This window comes from Psychrobacter sp. AOP7-B1-24 (assembly GCF_052376215.1).
GTDB lineage: Bacteria > Pseudomonadota > Gammaproteobacteria > Pseudomonadales > Moraxellaceae > Psychrobacter.
Genome location: NZ_JBQSVL010000005.1, coordinates 37,228 through 55,293 on the forward strand (window position 1 = coordinate 37,228; position 18,066 = coordinate 55,293).

Genomic DNA, 18,066 nt, shown 5'->3' on the forward strand with positions numbered 1-18,066 from the left:
TATGCAAGTTACCCGTATTATCCCTGATGTGCCAAGCTTTTTGGCAGGAAGTCTGAGCTTTGATGCTTGGTCTATTTTATTTCTGGTTGGTCAGTCACTGGTTATCTTCTTAGTTGTGGTATTGGTTGCCGCGATGATGATTATCTATGAGCGCCGTATGTTGGCGCTATGGCAGGATCGTTATGGTCCAAACCGTGTGGGCCCATTTGGTTCACTACAGCTGGTTGCTGATATGCTAAAAATCTTCTTTAAAGAAGATTGGACACCAAACTTTACTGATAAGTTTATGTTTACGTTGGCACCTGCGGTCGCGATGTTTACTGCATTGGCCTCATTTGCCATCATTCCTATCTCGCCAACGCTTGGCGTGGTTGATTGGGATATTGGTATTCTATTTTTCTTTGCTATGGCTGGTATTGCTGTCTATGCCGTGATGTTCGGTGGTTGGGCATCTGCCAACAAGTTCTCGTTATTGGGTGGTCTGCGTTCAGCGGCACAAACCATCAGTTATGAAGTTTTCTTAGGTTTGTCGTTGATGGGTGTGGTTGCATTGACTGGCTCGTTTAATTTGCGTGCTATTGTCGAAGCGCAAGCGGATGGCTGGTATATCATTCCGCAGTTTTTTGGGTTTTTGACCTTTGTAGTAGCTGGTGTGGCCGTTACGCATAGGCATCCATTTGATCAGCCAGAAGCAGAGCAAGAGCTGGCCGAAGGGTATCATGTTGAATATTCTGGTATGAAATTCGGTATGTTCTTTATCGGTGAGTATGTCAATGTCGTGTTGATTTCTGCATTGATGACCTGCTTATTTTTTGGCGGTTGGCTTGCGCCGTTTAATTTAGATATTCCATTTATTCCACCAGCTTTTTGGTTCATGATTAAAACGCTGTTCTTTATGACGCTGTTTGTTTTGGCTCGAGGCTCACTCATGCGTCCGCGCTATGATCAAGTGATGAATTTTGGCTGGAAAGTTTGTCTGCCAGTAACGTTGATTAATCTGTTGATTACTGCTGCAGTCATTTTGATCTTTTCCCCAACGTTGTAGTCATCACTAGCCATCATTGATGAACTAGGGTAAAGCTGATAAGGATAATAATCCCATGTTTACTACCATAAAAAAGACCGTCATTGGTATATTTACCATTGTTCGCAGTATGTGGATGGTCAATAGTCATGCGCTTAGACCACGCGATACCATCCTTTATCCAGAAGAGCCTGTACCAGTCCCGCCACGTTTTCGTGGGCGTATTGTGCTGACGCGTGACCCGGATGGTGATGAGCGTTGCGTTGCTTGCAACTTGTGTGCTGTAGCGTGTCCTGTGGGCTGTATTTCACTACAGAAAGCAGAGCGTGATGACGGCCGCTGGTATCCAGAGTTTTTTCGAATTAACTTTTCACGTTGTATTTTTTGTGGATTGTGTGAGGAGGCTTGTCCAACGACAGCCATTCAATTGACGCCTGACTTTGAGTTAGGCGAATATAAGCGCCAAGATTTGGTTTATGAAAAAGAGCACTTGCTCATTTCAGGATCAGGTAAATATCCGGATTATAACTATTATCGTGTGACGGGTATGGCGGTAGCGGACAAACCAAAAGGCGCAGCACAAAATGAAGCTGCACCGATTGATCTAAGGAGCTTGCTGCCATGATGAATATCTTGAACCATCCTGAACTGGCAGGATTTTATTCGCTCGCTGCAGTGGCTATATTTGCCAGCCTACGCGTGGTAACCCAAGCCAATCCAGTGCATGCTATTTTATCGATGATTGTGTCATTACTGGCGATTGCTGGTATCTTTTTTGTGCTAGGAGCCCCATTTGCAGGAGCCCTAGAGATCGTTGTTTATGCCGGTGCCATTATGGTGCTATTCGTCTTTGTTATCATGATGCTCAATTTAGGTATGAGTAATGATGAGCGTGAAGAACGTTGGCTAGATGCGGGCACTTGGGCGATACCGACAGGACTGACGCTCATTATTGCGGTTGTGCTTTATGCGATGATTGGTCTCAATCATGATGAAACAGCGATGATTGGCGTGACATCTATTTCGGCCAAAGAAGTGGGCACTGTGTTATTTACTAAATACGTGATGCTGATAGAAGTGGCAGCATTACTATTGTTAGCGGCGTTAGTTGCTGCTTATCATTTAGGCAAAGAGTCTATAGATGATGAAGTTGAAAGCAACGCTAGTCAGGCATTCAGACCTAGTGTCGGTAGTATTAAGCAATACGAACATACGACACAAACCGATAATGATACGGTAAAAATGGCCGAACCATACGAATATAAAGAAGTAGACCCGCATGACTATGTCAGTATGAATGTGGGCACGCAGGTAGGTGTGAAGAAAGTTGCACGCAAGGAGTCAGACTAATGGTACTAGCAGCGAGCGTGGCACAAGATGTTGCGAATGTGCCGTTTGCCCATGAGGTGGCAGGCTTAGTACAGCCTGTGGCTGAGGCACAAAGTGTACTGGGTATGATACCTATGAGCCACGGATTGATTCTGGCAGGTATCTTATTTGCTATTGGTCTGTGCGGGGTCATGGTACGGCGTAATTTTTTATTTATGCTAATGAGTCTTGAGATCATGATGAATGCGGCAGCTCTAGCATTTGTAGTGGCAGGTAGTCGTTGGGTCGATCCGGATGGACAGATTATGTTTATCTTTATTTTGACATTAGCAGCAGCAGAGGCTGCCATTGGTTTGGCAATATTATTGCGGTTTTATCATCAGCGTGGGCATCTTGATGTCGATAGCGCCAATGAGATGAAAGGATGATGTCATGAGTTTATTACCATTAACCTTTATATTCCCGCTCGTTGGCTTTTTGATCTTAGCCTTTATGCGCGATAAGTTAACGGAGCAGGTGGCAGCGATTGTCGGTGTGGGTAGTATGCTGTTATCAGCACTATGCACACTAGTCGTTAGTTATACTTTTTTGACCACCAATCCAGCAGGAACGGTCGTAGAGATACCGCTTTGGACGTGGTTCCAAGTCGGTGATTTTGCGCCAAGTTTTGGCTTGAGCTTTGATGGCTTAACTCTGACGATGACGGGTGTTATCACTGGCATTGGTTTCCTGATTCACCTGTTTGCCGCTTGGTATATGAAGGGTGAAACTGGATTTGGACGTTTTTTTAGCTATATGAACTTATTCGTTGCCAGTATGTTGTTACTGGTACTAGCCGATAATTTGTTTTTGCTTTATCTCGGTTGGGAAGGCGTGGGTCTTTGTTCATACTTGCTAATTGGTTTTTATTACCAAGATAGGGCCAATGGTCTTGCGGCAATGAAAGCCTTTACGGTTACACGTGTCGGCGATGTATTCTTAGCCTTTGGTCTGTTTTTATTGTTCCGTGAATTTGGCACACTTAATATTCAAGAGATTATTACTCGTGCGCCAGAAGTGTTCGATATTAATAACCCAACGATGATGTTGACAACGATGATGTTGGTTGGCGGCGCGATGGGTAAATCAGCACAGCTACCATTACATACATGGCTTGCCGATGCGATGGCGGGTCCAACACCAGTATCAGCATTGATTCACGCAGCAACGATGGTCACGGCAGGGGTTTATTTAATTGCCCGTCTACATCCGTTGTTTGAGCTGACCCCTGGTATTTTATTGTATTGGGTCGGCGGTGTAGGGGCCTTGACGTTGGTTGTTGCTGGATTTTGTGCGTTGGCACAGACTGATATCAAACGTATTCTTGCCTACTCAACGATGAGTCAAATTGGCTATATGTTCTTGGCATTGGGCGTTGGTGCATGGCAAGGGGCAATCTTCCATCTGATGACGCATGCTTTCTTTAAAGCCTTATTGTTCTTGTCATCAGGTGCGGTCATTCTTGCGGTACATCATGAACAAGATATTTTTAAGATGGGCGGCTTACGCAAAAAGATACCATTGGTATTTTGGTGCTATATAGTCGGTGGCGGCGCACTTGCAGCGATACCTTGGGTCACCGTTGGTTTTTATTCTAAAGAAGCGATTCTTTGGGAAACTTATGCCACAGGTCATCTCGTATTATTCTACATGGGTGTGTTTGGTGCCTTCTTAACTGCGATTTATACGTTCCGTATGATTTGGATTGTTTTCTTTGGTGAAGAAAAAACACCTGCGCATAAGCTGTCTGGTATGTCGTACTGGTTACCTCTTACAATATTATTGGTGCTATCTACTGCCATTGGTGCATGGATTACACCGCCATTGCAAGGAGTACTACCAGAGAGTGTTGGGCACTTATTAGAAGTTGCCGGTGAAGCACATGCTAAGCACACAGCAGAATATATCGCCATGGGTGCGATGGCTGCAGGTCTAATATTGGCGGCATTCCTATATGTCGCAGATAAAGGTCGAATGCTGACCAGCTTTAAGCGCTCACGTATTGGTGGTGCGTTATATCACTGGTGCTATCATGGCTTAGGTTTTGATGCGTTATACGACATAATTTTTGTAAAACCCTTTTTGTTCATCGGCCGCTTACTTAAAGCCGACCCTGTTGATAAAACGTGGCTCATCCTACCTAAGCTGGCATCAGCGGGTAATAAGATGTTGTCTGCGACACAAACAGGGTCACTTCGAGGTTATGCTACAAGCTTTGGCTTGGGTATGGCTGTGCTGTTGGTGCTGGTAATGATGACGGTGGTATAAGATGATTGAGTTACAACAAACGTGGATGCTACCAGCATTAATTGCAATTCCTTTTATTGCAGGATTGCTATGTTGGTTGGTCGAGCGGTTTAATAAACGTCTACCGCGCTGGATTGCCTTGATTGGCATGATGCTGACTTTTGTACTGTCCCTAGTGCTATGGCATTACGGTGACTTTAGCGGGATGAGCAAGCAAGTGATTGGGCCAAGCGCCAATCTGCCGTGGGTCGCAGAATTTAGTGTGCCATGGATACCGAGTTTTGGTATCAGCTTTCATTTAGCATTAGATGGTATGTCTTTGCTGATGGTCGCTTTGACAGCATTTCTGGGTATTGCGGCAGTGGCGTGTTCGTGGAATGAAATTCAGCGTCGAGTTGGTTTTTTTCATCTGAACTTGCTATGGAGTTTGGGCGGTGTCATTGGTGTTTTCTTAGCCATTGATTTATTCTTATTCTTCTTCTTTTGGGAAATGATGCTGGTTCCTATCTACTTCTTGATCGCGATTTGGGGTCATGATGTCGTTGGTAAAACCAAAGAATATGCGGCTACCAAGTTCTTCATTTATACCCAAGCTTCTGGGCTTATCATGCTCATTGGTATTTTGATGTTAGTTATTATTAGTTACGCCCAAAGAGGTGTGGTGAGTTTTAACTATAATGACTTGCTTGGTACGTCACTTGGTGGTTGGGAATATCCAATCATGCTGTGTTTCTTTATTGGTTTTGCGGTGAAGTTGCCTATTATACCTTTCCATGGCTGGTTGCCTGATGCGCATGCGCAGGCGCCGACAGCAGGTTCGGTAGATTTAGCAGGTATTTTGATTAAGACGGCAGCATATGGCTTGATTCGGTTTGTCTTGCCATTATTTCCAGCAGCATCACAAGAGTTTGCTCCCATCGCCATAACTTTAGGTACGATTGGTATCTTTTATGGTGCATGGCTGGCCTTTATGCAGACCGACATGAAACGTTTATTGGCTTATACCAGTATTTCGCACATGGGTTTTGTGGTCTTGGCTATCTATGCTGGTACCTTACTCAGCTTGCAAGGTTTGATGATTCAGATGCTTGCACATGGCCTGAGCTCAGCGGCGTTGTTCATTATGGCTGGCCAGTTGTATGAGCGCTTGCATACACGTGATTTGACCTTGATGGGTGGTATGTGGGGACAGTTCCGCTATTATGCACCGATATTGATGTTCTTCTGTGCCGCGTTGCTTGGTATCCCTGGTACTGGTAACTTTATTGGCGAATTTATGATTCTATTTGGCTCATTTGCACAATATCCGGTATTTGTGGTACTTGCCACATTCAGTTTGGTATTGGCAGGTTTGTATTCGCTTATTCTCATTCACCGCGCATTATTTGGTAAAAATAATATTGAAGCGGTTTCAATACAAGAAACCAAGTCACATGGTCTACCACCGCGTAAACTAAAAGATTTGGGCAAACGTGAATTGTCATTGTTACTCATATTGGCCGCTGGATTGGTTTGGCTCGGTCTGTACCCACAGCCGTTCCTTGATACATCAAGTCATGCGATGCAGTGGATCAATAATGCGTATGTATATAGTCAAGTAACACAAGTAGATGCGGCGCACCTGCTTGATGCAATGGAGGCACGTTAAGTCATGAATGATATTACGATGAATGATTTGATGGGATTGTTGCCTTATGCACCAATCATTGCCGTAGTGATTACGGTACTGGTGGTTATGATTGCCATCGCAATTAAACGCTCACATGTGGTGACTGGCACAGTTACCGTCGTTGGTTTAAACATTGGTTTATTTACTTTGCTTGGTCAAATGACTGGTGTTATCAATAGCGGTACTCTGGCACCAAATGCTGAACAGCTATTTGTGATTGATAATTTTGCTCAGTTTAACATGGTGATTATTTTTATCTGTGCATTGGCTTGCTGTACGTTATCTTATGCATATTTGACCAATTTAAAAGATAATAAAGAAGAGCTTTATTTGCTCATGTTGTTATCGACGATTGGTGCTTTACTGATGGTCAGTGCTCAGCATCTAGCGTCATTCTTTATGAGCTTAGAGATGCTATCTATACCACTGTACGGTATGCTGTCATATACCTATATGCGTAAAAACTCGCTAGAGTCTGGTCTAAAGTACCTAGTGCTATCTGCGACGGCGTCAGCCACTTTATTGATGGGTATGGCATTTATTTATGCAGAAGTAGGGTCGTTGGCCTTTAAGCCTATTAGCGTGGAATTGAGTAATATTTTTGAATCGCCACTGTTGATATTGGGCGCGGCGATGATGATGTTTGGTATTGCCTTTAAGCTATCCGCCGCACCTTTTCACATGTGGACACCTGATGTTTACGAAGGTGCACCAGCACCTATCGCTACGTTCTTAGCCTCAGTATCTAAAGTAGCTATGATGGCATTAGCGGTTCGATTCTTACTTGATACGGCGTTGCTGGCACTACCATCGGTACAGATGTTATTGATGGTAATTGCGACCTTATCTATCTTAGTGGGTAACTTACTGGCTGTACGTCAGACCAGTCTGAAACGTCTACTGGGTTATTCTTCTATTGCCCATATGGGTTACGTGCTTATCGTAATCGTGAGTATTGGTAGAGCAGCAGACAGCATCTCAAGTATGTATATGGCCGTTTATGCCTTGACTTCTATTGGTGCTTTTGGTGTAGTCACCTTGATGTCGAGCCCTTATCGTGCTACTGGAGAAGCGGATGAACTCACGCATTACCAAGGGCTGTTTTGGCGTCGTCCAATACTGACTGCAGTAATGACGATTATGATGTTGTCATTGGCTGGTATTCCATTGACAGCAGGCTTTATTACTAAGATGTTTGCGATATTGGCAGCAGTACAAGGTACCAACTGGTTCTTGGCGGCAATGATTATCTTAGGTAGTGCGATTGGCTTGTTTTATTACTTGCGCGTCATGCTCACACTCTTCAAACGTCCTAAGCAGTTTATTGAGTTTGATGTCTCTGGACAATGGGCGATGCGTACGGGTGGTATCATGATTATTGCGGTGACGGCAGTGATTATTCTCTTTGGTATCTTGCCAAGTAATATGATTGAATGGGCAAGTTTGGCACATATTTGGTAGTGTCATTATTAGGGATATGAGATAAGTCACCACCTGTTCCTTGTTTGCTGTTACGGTTGTGAAACCAAGATGCGCCAGCTTTATGATAAGCTTGGCGCATCTTTTTTGTTTGTGTCGTATAAGATTTTTAACAATCAGTTTTTTAAAATCAGAGCCACTACTCAAATTAAAGCGATGGCTCTCTAACCAAACTAAAAATAGCTAAATTTTGCTAAACAGCGTCAAATAGCTGGTTAATATTTCGATATTATCTATACTGTTTTTCTTGTTTGACGGCAATTTATCTGATTTTTATCTCCGTTTTTGGAGTGAGGAAACACCCTAGACTTTAATAAAAATAAGTAATTAACTACCAACTATAAGTGATTAACTACCATGAGTGACAACATTCAAAAAGTAACCGTGCTCAGTAAAACCACATGGACACCCAATTTGTTTAGCTTTACGGTTAGCCGTCCTGACAGCTTTAAATTTACTGCAGGGCAGTTTGTGCGTTTGGGCGTCAATCCTAGTCATTTGAACTATTATAAGCAGCAAGGTAATTTAGGTGATGATATTGCCGATGAAGAGATTTTTCGTGCTTATTCTATTATTTCTTCACCCTTTGACGAGGTATTAGAGTTCTTCTCTATTGTTATCCCTGATGGTGCGTTTACCTCACAGCTGCAATATCTACAAGTGGGTGATGAGCTATTGCTAAATACCACACCGTTTGGCTTTTTAACGTTAGCACGTTATCAAAAACCACTGCCCAAAGATTTATGGCTACTGGCAACTGGTACAGGATTGGCACCATTTTTATCGATGCTACAAGACTTGAAAACGTGGGAAGATTACGAACATATTGTACTCGCCTATAGTGCTCGCTCGCTAGAAGAGCTTGCTTATATTGAGAAGATTGAAAGCTTGCAACAAGAGTTTGGCTCATTGGTGGAGAATCCTGCCAAATTAACCTTTATTCCTATTGTTACCCGTGAGCCGGTCGAGGGTGCGTTAGCAGAACGTCTGCCAAAGCTATTATTAGAGGGCACACTACAGCAGCGGGCAGGTATTGCACTAGACATCGATAGTACGCATGTCATGCTATGTGGTAATCCTGACATGGTAGAAGATACTAAAGAAGCACTGAAGGCGTTAGGATTGGTTATGAATCGCCGCGGTGAGGGTAATATTGCGGTAGAGAATTACTGGTAAAGATGTGGCTAGTTTGATTATCTTATAAGCTTGATGCTGTAAAAACGTTGATGTTTAAGAGCAGTCGCATTTAAATAAGCAACTTATAGGATCAACGTTTCTATATAATATGTCATGTCTATACTGTGCTTGGTATAGCAGCCTCATTTGAAGGGTTGACGGATGCCTGCATTAGCTCAGGCTCATCATCATCGCTAATGATATCTTCGTTGCTACTTGCAGCCAGTAAGTCACGGTAGTTAACTTGAGCTTTTAAAATCATTTGCTCTTCTTCAAGATCGGCATAATTTACTTGTACCTTATGCAAAGTACTAATGATTTTTTTGTTATTTTTTAGCCAACGATGAATGTCAATGTAAATGACTTCATCTTTTGCACGGGCAATCTTGATGTAAGATAGTAGAAATCCTAAAGGGTCTTTTTTAAGGATGCTGTGATAGAACCAAATAAAGAACTTAACACCTTGGCGTTTAAGGTAAGACTCACAGCGTAGGTTGAGAATATCAGTATAGGTCTGCTGACCAAATACCAAGCGTTGGACATTGCGATCAAGCTGAATATGAACTAGGCTAAAGTTACTAGCCACCTCAACATAAATACCCGCTGTGTTAATCGTGCTGTATAGGCGAAACCAGTCGTCATGCATTTCAACACGCAACTCTAAGATGGCTTTTACATTATCAGTGACGAATTTTTGTAGTGCATCATTGACGTACTCTTGTGTCACTGGTAAGGCAAGCTCATCTTCAAATTTATCAGCTGTTTTGTCATATACCTGTCTAACGGACTGGATAAGACGTTCCCAACCATTGCTGAATGACTCATCGAAACGGTAGTTAATATCCTCAAAAAAATCGTCAAAATCCTCTGAATTATCTAAGTTATCTAAGTTATCTAAGTTATCTAAGTTATCTAAGTTATCTAAGTTATCTAAGTTATCTAAGTTATCTAAGTTATCAAAATCACTCAAACTGCTTATCCTTATAGTTTATAGGCGTATTGTTGAATAGAGCGTGCACAGAAGTGCTGATCAAGACAAGGTAATTAATACCAGTTACAAAAACTAGAGTAGCCAAGAAAACGAGTTTGATATGGCCAATCTTACTACTTAGTTTTGGTATAAAGTGGTTTTGATTTGGTAAGATGATACCTATAGTTAGAGAACAGCTAAACGGCTACTCGTTCCTAGATGTAATACTTGTACAATTTGCAGTCAGCTGCCTTGTATCCGTTCTAGAGTTCTTTGACTATACCAAGTAGTATATATCAAATATGATGGCTACAAAATGTACGCATATACTTTACAGTCATTCACTTAGTGGGTATTAAATATTTGATGGTTATCAATTGAACTGAAGGCACGCCTTAATTACACCCAGAATATAAAGCCTAATAGGCGTGGCTACTATAGTCAAATCATCAACCGATTTTAATTTGGCGTATTGATTTTGTATTAGGTTTGACAACATTCTTTTAATTAGTCGGCCAAAGATTGTAAATATTGCGCGAGTGGGGTAAATTGCTCAAGCAATAGTTATACTAGTGATATAATTCTTTGTCATGTTATCATAGCGCCAGACTATACTATGCATATTATTATAACGCTTATTATCTGCTGTTTTGTACCTATAAGCTCGTACCCATAAGCTGAGATTGACCGTGGCCTATATTAAAGATTCACAAAGCTATCATTTTTCCGCGCAAGTACCTAAGCGGGATATTAGCTTACCTGTTGCTGTTGTTATCGCAGTGGGTGTACACGCATTGATTATTTTTGGTGTTAGCTTTTCTATGGGGAGTGATCCTGCTGCAATGATGCAAGATGTTGCAAAAGTGCTCACTGATAACATGCAGCCAAACGAAGATGCCCACTTTATCGCTAATGCTTCTCAAGAAGGCGGTGGTACGATAGAGGAGCAGTTGCGACAAGAAAATGATCAGTTCAGTCCACTCTCTGCTGAGCAAATGGGTGAAACGCAAGATGTCATTAGCTTGCAACGCAAAGTTCGGCAGCAACGCTATCAAGAGAGCTATTTACGTACGACACTCAGTTGGCGTCAAGCCAATGTAGAGTCTGATAATGATAGCAAACAAGCACAAGATGATCTAATAGCACAAGAAGAGCGTCTGCGTAAACAAGTCGCTACCTTAGAGGCGCAGTTATCTCAACGTCAACAGGTCTATGCGACCAAATCCAAGGTCGTGACGGTTGATAGTAACTCAACGACACGTGGTTCTGCTGCAGATTACATCAACACTTTTCGCGAGCATGTTGAGCGTATTGGTAATCTACATTATCCGGTACAAGCTCGAGCGCAAGGCATCACAGGTGACGTACGTCTGATGGTCATTATTAGTAGTGATGGTAACGTCAAAGCCATCCGCCTGCTAGAAAGCTCCGGTTCAACGATATTAGACGAAGCTGCTAAGCAGTCGGTGAGACAAGCAGCACCTTTCGGTAAATTTACCGAAGACATGAAGGATATCGTTGAATTGCGTTTGATTCGTACCTATCAATACACTGACAAAGTTGATGTGACTTATTAGCAGACACTAGGGCATGTCTTCAATTCACCTGATAGTCATCTAAATGGGCTAAAAACGGCTAAATCTTGCCAAACAGCGTTAAATAGCTGGTTAATATCCTGATATTATCTGCGCTATTTTTATCACCATTTTTGAAATGAAGACACGGCCCAATATTTTGATTTGTAGATGAAAAATATCCTCAATTCATCAAACACAGCTATAAAATAAAGAGTTAGTATGGAATTTTTAGGTTTTACTATAGATATTGCTACCCTTACCAGCAACACATTAAGTTTAGTTCTTAAGGTTGCACTAGCAATCGTAATATTCATCGTGGGTCGCTGGCTCGCTAAAAAAGCGGTTGCCATTGCTCAAAAAATCATGATTCGTAGTCATTTAGATGATACCATTGCTAGCTTTTTGAGCCGGCTGCTCTATGGTGTACTATTGGTGATAGTGGCACTGGCAGCACTGAGTAAGGTTGGTGTACAGACCACATCTGTTGTGGCTATATTGGGTGGTGCCGCTGTTGCGATTGGTTTATCATTAAAAGATCAGCTGTCGAACTTTGCCGCTGGTATTATGATTGTGGTTTTCCGTCCATTTGTACGTGGTGATTATGTTCAGATCAGTAGTTATACTGGTACAGTGACTGAGATTACGTTGGTCAATACTCATTTAACGACGATAAATAATCATGATGTAATCATTCCTAATGGTGATATCACCACCTCAGCGGTCATCAATTACACCGCATTGCCCAATCGGCGCGTCGACATCACGGTTGGTATCGGCTACGATGCTGATATTAAAACGGCCAAAGATGTGATGTTAAACTTAGCAAGGAACAACCCGCTAGCGTTTACTGATCCTGAGCCTGTCGTGCGCGTGACCAATTTGGGTGACAACTCAGTGGATCTAACTCTAAATATTTGGACGACCAATGCTGATTGGTGGACGATGCAATGCGATTTGCTAGAGCAGTTTAAACATGCACTCGATGATGAGAAGATTGAAATTCCATTCCCGCAGCGTAGTGTTCATGTTAAAGGGCTGGATCAGATGATTAACCAAATGAATCAATCACAAAAGCTACCAATGACAAAAGACTAGCTATCAATTGATTAGGGCGTGTTGAATACTCATAAATAGGCACTGCTGATCACTAAAGCAATCTCTGTCAGTGCCATGGTCAAATATCAAGTACGCCCTATATTTAAGCATAAGGATTTGGTAGGTTTAAACCTGCCAAAACCTCAATCTCAAAAAGCTCCATCTCATCTTGCTCTGCTTGACCCAGTTCATGATCAAATCCCAGTAAGTGTAGCATGCCATGTGTTAATAGGTGGCTAATGTGTTGTGCGACTGTTTTCTCTTGTTCTGCTGCTTCACGCACTATCACATCATGACAAATAATCAGCTCGCCGAGTGCTAGGGTCGGCATCAGATCGATGATAGTGGCTGGCAAGTCACTAGGATAAGACAGAATGTTAGTCGCATAATCTTTGCCTCGTGCTTCCAAGTTTAATTCGCGGCCTTCAGTCGCATCAGTGATATATATATCAAGTGATTTCTGTTTTTCCTGCCACAGTTCAATATCAATTTCTGCAAAATAGGGCAGTACCAAACCATTATTAATACGCCCATCTATATAATCTAAAGTCGCATTTATGACAGGCAGGAGCATGTCACGATGATAAAAAGCATCGAGAATCTCGTCGTTGATGCTATTCGTAGCACTGATGTCTAATATCTCAAAGCTTTCATTGTTTTGTTTCAAACTATCATCATTATTATATTGGCTCATGTTGTTCTCTCCTTACTTTATTACCATGTTGTTTGTTTAATTTGCTCGAACTGATCAAGATTAACTTATACCATTAACAAGAATACGATTAGCTGTGTCAAAATCGCTTAGCCTACAATGTGTAGTGCTTGTACTCTTTTTCCTTGCTACTCTAATTTTTGTGAATGGTATTACTAATGCTAACCATCAGTCTAGCAGCAAAAAACCGGACTACTAATCAGTAATCCGGTTTTGCATTTCTATGGAAGTAAATAGCAGGCTAGCCAGTTTATAGTTTGGCTGCTGCATTAGCGATGGCTTGTCTACGCTCTTGCTCTTTGATACGCTCAAACTTACGCTTTTCTTCTAATGCTATTTGTTCTTCATCGAACACATCGTATGCTTCGACAATTTTTTGTACCAATTGATGGCGTACCACATCTTTTGAATCAAACTTGGTGATATGAATTTCTTCAATACCACTTAATATTTCTAGTGCTTGGCCCAAGCCTGACTTATGACCACGTGGCAAATCCACTTGGGTGATATCACCAGTAATTACCGCTCGTGAGCCAAACCCTAGACGGGTCAAAAACATTTTCATTTGCTCAGGCGTGGTATTTTGCGCTTCATCTAAGATGACAAATGAATTGTTTAATGTACGGCCGCGCATATAAGCAAGGGGAGCTATTTCAATGACTTGCTTTTCAATCAGCTTACCTACTTTTTCAACGCCGATCATTTCATATAGCGCATCATATAATGGGCGTAAATAAGGATCGATTTTTTGGGTTAAATCACCCGGCAAGAATCCTAATTTTTCACCAGCTTCTACTGCTGGACGCACCAATAAAATTCGCTCGATCTCATTACGCTCAAGCATATCCACAGCACAAGCAACTGCTAAATATGTTTTGCCTGTACCAGCAGGGCCAATACCGAATGAGACGTCAGAGTTTAGTACGTTTTGGACATAGGTTTGCTGATTGCCACCGCGAGGAATGATGCGACCCTTACGCGTGCGCAAACTAACGGGTGTGAACTCATGGGTGACATCGAAATCTTCTTCTTTGGCAGCATCTTCTTCTGCCCGTTGCGCATCTGCAGCCATGTCTTCATCACGAGAAATGCTCGATTGGATGATAAGGTGCAGCTCTTCTGCGCTGATGTCTTTTTTGTTTTGCGCTTCATCTACCATCTTATAAATAATACGTTCACCGCGCTCAACACCAGTCACATCACCGCTCAGGCAAAAATCACCTTGACGCTGCATGATTTTGATATCGAGGCGTTTTTGGATATATTTCATATGATTGTTGTATTCACCTAGCACGATTTTAAGCTGTGCTGGCGTCAATGATTCAAACTTTATACGGCGGCTCATGGAATCAGTCAAGCGATTATCCTTTTATTGTGTGCCCAAAGTGATGTTGTTTTATTAAGCTTTGGACTTAAGAGATAAAATGGTTAGTCGTTATTGTCTTAGTTTTAAATTTTAGAAATAGAAATGACGGTGGCAGTATTATTGGTTTGGCTGTCGGTTCTGTTGTTTGTTTTATGAATGGTGATAAGTAACGGTCTTGCCTTTATTATGGTAGATAGTTTTTAAATTTCAAGCCATGCAGCATCTACATGACGTTGTTTTTGTATGGTGATTGCAACTGTCATGCTTTATTTAACGTTTTTACAAGATTAATGGCTTTTACGTGTCAATCTGATATTGAATTAGTCTTCAGTATTACAAGGTATCACGAATTTTTAGTACACGCTTTGTCTACGGTTAAGAGCATGGAGCGATAGGTAATTTGTGGTAGTCTATGAATGATATCATAGCGCTTTATAATTGAATTTAAAATACGAATAAAATAAGCAAGGTCAGAATATTAAAACGGCTAAATGATAGCTACTAAATAAAAGCCACTAAATGAAAGTAACTGATAACGGCAATAAGTGCCTCATTAACTGCGTATAGCAAGCATGCCTCATATAATAAAGTAGGAATAAGCATGATACAAAATACTGATGTAAATTTATTGAATGCTCAAAATAAAGTTGAAACTACAGCTGACAACCGTCAGGCAATCACGGAGCAGCAAGTACTCATCGCCGGTGGTGGACATGTCGGTTTATCCTTTGCTTTACTGCTAGCGAATCATGGTATTGCGAGCACATTAATAGAAAAAAACCGCTATCCAACCATCAGCCCAAATGATGACCGCAATCGTAGCCATTATTTGGACAGTCGTAATACCGCACTGTCGCGGCGTACGGTACAGATTTACCAAGAGATTGGTCTGTGGGATAAGTTACAAAGCCATGCTTGCCGTATCGATTCAGTACAAATCAGTGAACAAGGTAGCTTTGGTCGCGCACAGCTCAATAAAGCGGAAGAAAAAGTAGAGTCATTTGGTCAAGTAATGGAGAATGCATGGCTTGGGCGTGAGCTTTTATTAGCCGCACAGCAGGCGCCATTGATTACGCTGATTGATAATGCCAATGTCAGCGCAGTGACACAAAAAGCGGATGGTGTCACGCTGAGCTTTAGCCATTACGGTGAAGAGAAAGCAGAGCAGCAATTGCAGGGCAGCGTTTTGGTCGCTTGTGATGGCCGTGACTCTACCGTGCGTCAGCTATTGGATATCGGCACGACGACTTATGATTATCAGCAAACAGCTATCGTCGGTGTGGTAGAGACAGACAAGCCGCATGAGCATGTGGCGATTGAGCGTTTTAGCCCAGCAGGTCCACTTGCTGTCTTGCCACTAACGGATCCAGATGGTGATGGCAATAATGAATATCAAAACGGCTATAGACGCTCGGTCGTTTGGGTGTGTCCAAAAGGCGAAGAGACACGTTATTTAGAAGACGATGCGCATTTCCTACAGACGCTACAACACGCTTTTGGTCAGCGTGCTGGTACGTTTGTCGCTGCTGGTCGTCGCGGTGCTTATCCACTGACCCGCGTGCTAGCGGAAAAACAGGCAGATGGTCGCTGTGTCATCATGGGTAATGCTGCTCACACGCTGCATCCCGTAGCAGGGCAAGGATTTAATCTGTGTATGCGAGACGCCCATGTATTAGCGCAGATGATGAGTGCGCAAGTGCTCAAAGGCGCAGACATTGGTGATCCAACATTACTCAAACGTTATGAGAAGGCACGTCTAAGCGACCAAAAACGGGTCATTCGATTCTGTGACGCTGTCGTCCATGGTTTTACTCATCCCAATCCAGTGATAAAACTGGCTCGAAATGCGGCTCTAGTCGCCTTTGATAAGCTGCCAAATATTAAGCCACTGGTGGCGACCTATGCGATGGGTTTAAAGTCGTAGTGCTATAGACAATCCTCTTTAAAAGAGTGACAGCGTTAACCTCGCTTGAAGTATTCAATATACATCTACACTCGGTTGCCTTGTCTCTCTTTTAAACTGAACCAACTATATATAATTAAGACTAATAACAAGTATTCTAATATCGACCAGTATTGAGAGACACCTTATGAAAAATAACCATACGCTGATTATCGGTAGTGGTATCGTTGGTGCAACGCTTGCGCTAAAACTGGCACAACAAAAAATGCCCGTGACGTTAATTGATGCTCGTCCAGCACGTGATGAATCAGCTTGGCAAGGTGTGCTGAGCAAACGTGATGCTCGAGTGTATGCGCTGAGCTTGGCCAGTATTAATTTACTAAAAGACGTGGGTGCTTGGCAAAAGATTGCGAGCTCTGAGCGCAAGGCTGATTACTCACAAATGCAGGTATGGCAACTGAATGGTAGGGGTGAGCTGTTATTTGGTGAGAGTAGTGATAATTTTGGTGAAAGTAGCGATGAGTCGTCTAATACTATCATGCCGCAAATGCTCGGTAGCATGGTCGAGCCAGCCGTCATTGAGCATGCATTGTGGCAACGTCTGGGTGAGGATGATGTCAGTGATTATCTGACTATTATCGCTGGGCAAAAAGTGACAAATATGGATTGGTTAGGTACGCAAAAAGGCTACCGTGTGACCATCGATAACGGCATTGTGGTGAACGCTCAATTATTGGTTGGCGCTGATGGTCGTGGCTCATTTGTACGTCAGCAAGCAGCCATAGGACTAGACACGCTTGATTATAATCAAACTGCCATTTGCTGTGCGATTCATACTGAAAAACCGCACCAAGCAACCGCACGTCAAGCGATGCTGCCTACGGGTACGCTGGCGTTATTGCCATTAGCGGATATCACCGACGACGACAAAATCAATCCACAGCATTGGCAGTCGATTGTATGGACGTTGCCGCGCAATCAGGCATTGGCATTGATAGAGGAAGATGACCGTGTTATCGCCGATAAACTGGCTGCTGCCTGTCATTATGAGCTAGGCGCTATCAGTCAGATTGAATCCATTGCTAGCTTTCCACTGACTGCGCAACAAGCGAATAGTTACGTCGCCGATAACTTAGTCTTGATCGGTGACGCAGCGCATGGTGTGCATCCGCTGGCAGGTCAAGGGCTGAATCTGGGTATGCTCGATGTACAAGTATTGAGCGAGCAATTAGCACACGACTTTACTCGTAGTGGCGGTACGATCTGGGGCAGTAATCAAACGTTGCGTAGTTACGAGCGTCTGCGTCGTCCGCATAATAGCCTGATGATGCATAGCTTTTCTGCGCTTAACTGGCTATTCGCAGGGTCGATGGCGCAATTACGCCCCGTGCAGCAGATACGTAATGAGGGCATGTACCGCGTTGGCAAAATTAAGCCATTGATGCGTTTGTTTGCTAAGCAAGCGAGTGGGGTTTAGGGA

General features: G+C 42.7%; 15 protein-coding genes. 12 read left to right on the forward strand and 3 right to left on the reverse strand.

Annotation, left to right across the window (positions count from 1 at the left end):
- The first annotated feature begins 1 nt into the window (after position 1).
- From nuoH to ACT3QP_RS02010, 8 genes are all read left to right on the forward strand, one after another.
- Entirely contained in the window at positions 2-1,045 is a 1,044-nt protein-coding gene (nuoH, locus tag ACT3QP_RS01975; protein WP_444524272.1) for an NADH-quinone oxidoreductase subunit NuoH, read from the forward strand.
- 55 nt (positions 1,046-1,100) lie between these two features.
- Entirely contained in the window at positions 1,101-1,649 is a 549-nt protein-coding gene (gene nuoI, locus ACT3QP_RS01980) for an NADH-quinone oxidoreductase subunit NuoI (protein WP_192519277.1), read from the forward strand.
- On the forward strand, positions 1,646-2,374 hold the full coding sequence (gene nuoJ, locus ACT3QP_RS01985; protein ID WP_192519276.1) for an NADH-quinone oxidoreductase subunit J: 729 nt from the start codon (positions 1,646-1,648) through the stop codon (positions 2,372-2,374). Before nuoI ends, nuoJ begins: the two co-directional genes overlap by 4 nt.
- A 98-nt stretch (positions 2,375-2,472) precedes the next feature.
- Positions 2,473-2,781 carry an NADH-quinone oxidoreductase subunit NuoK gene (nuoK, locus tag ACT3QP_RS01990; protein WP_192519290.1) on the forward strand — a complete coding sequence of 103 codons (309 nt, stop codon included), beginning with the start codon at positions 2,473-2,475 and terminating at the stop codon, positions 2,779-2,781.
- A gap of 4 nt (positions 2,782-2,785) precedes the next feature.
- Positions 2,786-4,660 (forward strand): NADH-quinone oxidoreductase subunit L, encoded by a 1,875-nt coding sequence (gene nuoL / locus ACT3QP_RS01995; RefSeq protein ID WP_444524273.1) that lies wholly within the window; start codon positions 2,786-2,788, stop codon positions 4,658-4,660.
- Position 4,661: 1 nt separating this feature from the next.
- On the forward strand, positions 4,662-6,287 hold the full coding sequence (gene nuoM, locus ACT3QP_RS02000; RefSeq protein WP_444524274.1) for an NADH-quinone oxidoreductase subunit M: 1,626 nt from the start codon (positions 4,662-4,664) through the stop codon (positions 6,285-6,287).
- A gap of 3 nt (positions 6,288-6,290) precedes the next feature.
- Complete coding sequence (nuoN, locus tag ACT3QP_RS02005; protein WP_444524275.1) at positions 6,291-7,769, forward strand: NADH-quinone oxidoreductase subunit NuoN; 1,479 nt, start codon at positions 6,291-6,293, stop codon at positions 7,767-7,769.
- Between the two features lie 375 nt (positions 7,770-8,144).
- The gene (locus ACT3QP_RS02010; protein WP_444524276.1) at positions 8,145-8,963 is read left to right on the forward strand and encodes a ferredoxin--NADP reductase; all 819 of its coding nucleotides are present in this window, start codon (positions 8,145-8,147) and stop codon (positions 8,961-8,963) included.
- A gap of 118 nt (positions 8,964-9,081) precedes the next feature.
- Here ACT3QP_RS02010 and ACT3QP_RS02015 read toward each other — a convergent pair whose 3' ends face one another.
- Positions 9,082-9,933 (reverse strand): hypothetical protein, encoded by an 852-nt coding sequence (locus ACT3QP_RS02015; RefSeq protein WP_444524277.1) that lies wholly within the window; start codon positions 9,931-9,933, stop codon positions 9,082-9,084.
- 689 nt (positions 9,934-10,622) lie between these two features.
- Here ACT3QP_RS02015 and ACT3QP_RS02020 point away from each other — a divergent pair.
- Complete coding sequence (locus ACT3QP_RS02020) at positions 10,623-11,510, forward strand: energy transducer TonB (protein ID WP_192519235.1); 888 nt, start codon at positions 10,623-10,625, stop codon at positions 11,508-11,510.
- A 219-nt stretch (positions 11,511-11,729) separates the two neighbouring features.
- Entirely contained in the window at positions 11,730-12,605 is an 876-nt protein-coding gene (locus tag ACT3QP_RS02025; protein WP_444524278.1) for a mechanosensitive ion channel family protein, read from the forward strand.
- Positions 12,606-12,708: 103 nt separating this feature from the next.
- Here the strand turns inward: ACT3QP_RS02025 and ybeY are convergent, their stop codons facing one another.
- Positions 12,709-13,299, reverse strand: a complete 591-nt coding sequence (gene ybeY, locus ACT3QP_RS02030; RefSeq protein ID WP_444524279.1) for an rRNA maturation RNase YbeY — start codon at positions 13,297-13,299, stop codon at positions 12,709-12,711.
- 268 nt (positions 13,300-13,567) lie between these two features.
- A complete protein-coding gene (locus tag ACT3QP_RS02035) occupies positions 13,568-14,662 on the reverse strand; it encodes a PhoH family protein (protein WP_444524302.1) in 1,095 nt (364 codons plus the stop codon).
- Between the two features lie 622 nt (positions 14,663-15,284).
- Here ACT3QP_RS02035 and ACT3QP_RS02040 point away from each other — a divergent pair.
- Together ACT3QP_RS02040 and ACT3QP_RS02045 are read left to right on the forward strand one after the other, a co-directional pair.
- Positions 15,285-16,607: an FAD-dependent monooxygenase gene (locus tag ACT3QP_RS02040; protein ID WP_444524280.1), complete on the forward strand. Its 1,323-nt coding sequence runs from the start codon at positions 15,285-15,287 to the stop codon at positions 16,605-16,607.
- A gap of 166 nt (positions 16,608-16,773) precedes the next feature.
- On the forward strand, positions 16,774-18,063 hold the full coding sequence (locus ACT3QP_RS02045) for an FAD-dependent monooxygenase (protein ID WP_444524281.1): 1,290 nt from the start codon (positions 16,774-16,776) through the stop codon (positions 18,061-18,063).
- Positions 18,064-18,066: the final 3 nt, after the last annotated feature.